Source organism: Bacillus sp. Cr_A10 (assembly GCF_029222665.1).
Lineage (GTDB): Bacteria > Bacillota > Bacilli > Bacillales_A > Planococcaceae > Psychrobacillus.
Map to the genome: position 1 here is coordinate 1 of NZ_JARHXR010000018.1, position 671 is coordinate 671.

The following is a 671-nucleotide window of genomic DNA, read 5'->3' on the forward strand; positions in this document are numbered from 1 at the left end:
GACATTAACTAACATTTACGGGGTGTTTTTATGTCTAAATATACAGTAGAAGTTAAATTAGAAGCGGTGGAACGCTATTTAACTGGAAACCAAAGCTATAAAACTATTGCAGAAAGCATTGGCGCAGCTAAATCTCAGGTCATTACCTGGGTAAAACTATTTGAAGCACAAGGTGAACATGGTTTTCAGAAAGACGACTATACAAGTTACTCATCAGCGTTTAAACTAGACGTACTCAATTTTATGATCAAAACTGGTGCGTCTCTTCGAGAAACCGCAAGCACATTTAATATTTCTTCCCCTAGTACCGTGTATAAGTGGGAGCAGTTGCTTAAGACAAAAGGAATGGACGCGCTTGAACCAAAGAAAAAGGGGCGTCCATCCATGAAAAAAGAAACGAAGAAAATTATATCACCAACATCCACTCCCGCAGAAGACTCAGTCGAAGCTCTACAAGCGAAAGTCGAGCGTTTAGAAATGGAAAATGCTTATTTAAAAAAGTTAAACGCTTTAGTTCAGACGCAGGAAAAATTACAAACAAAATCAAAGCGCAAGTAATTTTTGAACTAAAGGGACAATATGAGGTCGTGGATTTAGTTGAGGTCGCTGACATTCCACGCAGTACTTATTACTACTGGGAAAAACGATTGGATCAAGTCGATAAATATGAA

General features: G+C 38.2%; 1 protein-coding gene. It reads left to right on the forward strand.

What is annotated here, in order from left to right; all coding sequences use genetic code 11:
• Positions 1 to 30 precede the first annotated feature (30 nt).
• Positions 31 to 558 carry a helix-turn-helix domain-containing protein gene (locus P2Q73_RS16240; RefSeq protein ID WP_275789108.1) on the forward strand — a complete coding sequence of 176 codons (528 nt, stop codon included), beginning with the start codon at positions 31 to 33 and terminating at the stop codon, positions 556 to 558.
• Positions 559 to 671 lie beyond the last annotated feature (113 nt).